The sequence below is a fragment of the Bacillus sp. FJAT-53060 genome (assembly GCF_037104745.1).
Taxonomy (GTDB): domain Bacteria; phylum Bacillota; class Bacilli; order Bacillales; family Bacillaceae; genus Bacillus; species Bacillus stratosphericus_B.
This window is the reverse complement of sequence record NZ_JBAWSW010000079.1, coordinates 1-2,540: the sequence shown is the minus strand read 5'-3', so window position 1 is coordinate 2,540 and position 2,540 is coordinate 1. Positions and strand designations below refer to the sequence as shown.

General features: G+C 38.5%; 3 protein-coding genes and 1 rRNA gene. 3 read left to right on the top strand and 1 reads right to left on the bottom strand.

Features of this window, described 5'->3' with window-relative positions; translation table 11 throughout:
* Positions 1-257 precede the first annotated feature (257 nt).
* Complete coding sequence (perR, locus tag WAX46_RS15560) at positions 258-695, top strand: peroxide-responsive transcriptional repressor PerR (RefSeq protein ID WP_336494308.1); 438 nt, start codon at positions 258-260, stop codon at positions 693-695.
* A 35-nt stretch (positions 696-730) separates the two neighbouring features.
* Here the strand turns inward: perR and WAX46_RS15555 are convergent, their stop codons facing one another.
* Complete coding sequence (locus WAX46_RS15555) at positions 731-1,078, bottom strand: YgzB family protein (RefSeq protein ID WP_226570298.1); 348 nt, start codon at positions 1,076-1,078, stop codon at positions 731-733.
* 189 nt (positions 1,079-1,267) lie between these two features.
* Here WAX46_RS15555 and WAX46_RS15550 point away from each other — a divergent pair, with 189 nt between their 5' ends.
* Together WAX46_RS15550 and WAX46_RS15545 are read left to right on the top strand one after the other, a co-directional pair.
* Positions 1,268-2,146 (top strand): nucleotidyltransferase-like protein, encoded by an 879-nt coding sequence (locus tag WAX46_RS15550; RefSeq protein WP_226570300.1) that lies wholly within the window; start codon positions 1,268-1,270, stop codon positions 2,144-2,146.
* A 271-nt stretch (positions 2,147-2,417) separates the two neighbouring features.
* Positions 2,418-2,540, top strand: a 16S ribosomal RNA gene (locus WAX46_RS15545); the annotation flags it as partial.

The following is a 2,540-nucleotide window of genomic DNA, read 5'->3' as shown; positions in this document are numbered from 1 at the left end:
AATTCTTTAGAATAGTGTTGAAATTGTTGTCCCTTTCTAGCCATAAAAAATCCCCTCCAAGTATAGTGTAACAGCCAAGATATGTTCTTGGGCTTTTTACACTGTCTACTTAGAGGGGATAATATCAACATGCCAGTCTTTTTTGTAAAGAAGAATAGGTAAAAAAGAGGATTGTAATTGACAAAGTTTCGGCTGTGGGCTTACACTATTTATAAAGATTATAATATAAGAATATTTGAAGAGAGGTGCATGATGAAATGGCTGCTCACGAACTAAAAGACGCTTTAGATGCTTTAAAAGAAAACGGTGTTCGAATTACTCCGCAGCGCCATGCCATCTTGGAGTTTCTCGTAAATTCTATGACTCACCCAACCGCGGACGATATATATAAAGCACTTGAAGGGAAATTTCCAAATATGAGTGTAGCAACGGTTTACAACAATTTACGAGTCTTCCGGGAATCTGGATTAGTAAAGGAATTAACGTATGGGGATTCCTCAAGCCGATTTGATTTTGCGACATCTGACCATTACCATGCGATTTGTGAGAACTGCGGAAAAATCGTTGACTTTCACTATCCTGGCCTTGATGAAGTAGAACAGCTTGCATCCCATGTGACGGGCTTTAAAGTCAGTCATCATCGCTTGGAGATCTATGGAACTTGTCAAGAATGCGCGAAAAAAGAAAATCATTAATGAAAAAGCTGACCAGTCGAATGGTCAGCTTATTTTCATGACTTTTTTCTATTGTATGATTCATCAAACTCTTTACCCTCTAATGTTGGATCGAGTGTAAGCGGCTCTCTGCAATGCATGCACATATCCACTCGTCCGAGCACCTTTGTCTCCTTCTCGCAGCTTGGACAAACGACTCGCACGGCCTTCGTAGAAAGCATGCCGATCCAAAAGTAAACGGCTGTACTTAATCCAACCGATAAGACGCCGAGCAGCATAAAGAAGGTCGACAGCCAGATCGATTCCTTGAAGAACACACCGATATACATGATTAGAAAACCAACAAAAACCAAGCTAAGTGCAAATGTTCTGATTTTATTAATCTTACTGGAGTATTTCGCCATTCCTAGTCCCCCTTATCTCCAATATAGCACATTTTACCTTTCCGTTTGAATTAGTTATAGAGTTTTGTGAATAAATTACGTATAATGATTCAATGATCTTTTTTTATGTATTGAAGGAATTTTGATTCTATGAGGAGAAATACATAGCATTAGAGAAGAACCTTACACCCGAGTATTGGAGGAATCACTATGGAAAATCTTCTCCGTCCTATTTATCAAGAGAGAGCAAGCCATCCAGATACATTAGCTGTGATCATAGTAGAAAGAAGACATAAAGTATCTTCAGAAACAGATAACTTTGATGCAGCACTTCTTGTCATTGTAAAGGAAGCAAAAGAGCCTTTATTTATCAAGCACTATGAATCCGATAACCAAACAGCTTCTTTAAATGTTGTCACAGATGATCAGTTGAAGGAATGGATTACCCTCGGTACCAACCGTCGAATCATTGATTGGATTCTGAATGGCAAAGTCCTCTTTGATCGAAATGAATATATTTTTAACTTGATTGATGAACTGAGTACATTCCCTTTTTCAAACCGCAAGCTTAAAATCGGTTTAGAATATGGCAAGCTCATTCGCAGATATATAGAAGGAAAAGCATTTTTTGAGTCAAATCAATTCCTTGATGCATATAATTCCATTGTGCATGCACTGCATCATTTGGCACGTATCGAAGTCATTGATAAAGGTTTCCACCCAGAAGTGACAGTTTGGAACCAAGTGCGACATATGAAGCCAGAAGTATATAAACTTTATTCAGAACTGATTGAAAGCCACGAAAGCCTGCATAAGCGTTTAGAACTGTTATTTTTAGCGAATGATTTTTTGATCCATTCAAAAGCAGAAATTGGCGCCGCTCATTTGCGTCATGTAATGGAGCAGCAGGATATTTGGCTTTTTGGAGAGCTTCTTGCACATCCTGACCTTAAGCATTTTACGCCTGATCTAAGCGTCATGATTGATTTCCTTGTGGAAAAAGGAATTATTCAAGTGAAGCCAATTGAGACAAAGGGACAAAAAATCTATCATCGAGGATATTTTGTGAAAAAAGATATTGACAACTGAATATCATAATGGTATATTATTATACGTCGCCAATGAGCAACTGAGTTGCATTTAAAGAAAAGCTGACAAAAAGAATTTAAAAAAACACTTGACGGACACAGTGCTCAAATGTTATATTAATAAAGTCGCCTCTGAGCGACAATGAGTATGATCTTTGAAAACTAAACAAGACAAAACGTACCTGTTAATTCGAGTTATTATAAAAAAATCCTATGATACTTCATAGGTAGTCAGTCAAACTGACGAAAAACAGAACTTCGGTTTTGTTTCTTTTTCGGAGAGTTTGATCCTGGCTCAGGACGAACGCTGGCGGCGTGCCTAATACATGCAAGTCGAGCGGACAGAAGGGAGCTTGCTCCCGGATGTAAGCGGCGGACGGGTGAGTAACACGTGG

Excerpts from the sequence above, each read along its gene's own strand:
- perR (WP_336494308.1), top strand. The coding sequence starts at position 258 with ATGGCTGCTCACGAACTAAAAGACGCTTTAGATGCTTTAAAAGAAAAC.
- WAX46_RS15555 (WP_226570298.1), bottom strand. The coding sequence starts at position 1,078 with ATGGCGAAATACTCCAGTAAGATTAATAAAATCAGAACATTTGCACTT.
- WAX46_RS15550 (WP_226570300.1), top strand. The coding sequence starts at position 1,268 with ATGGAAAATCTTCTCCGTCCTATTTATCAAGAGAGAGCAAGCCATCCA.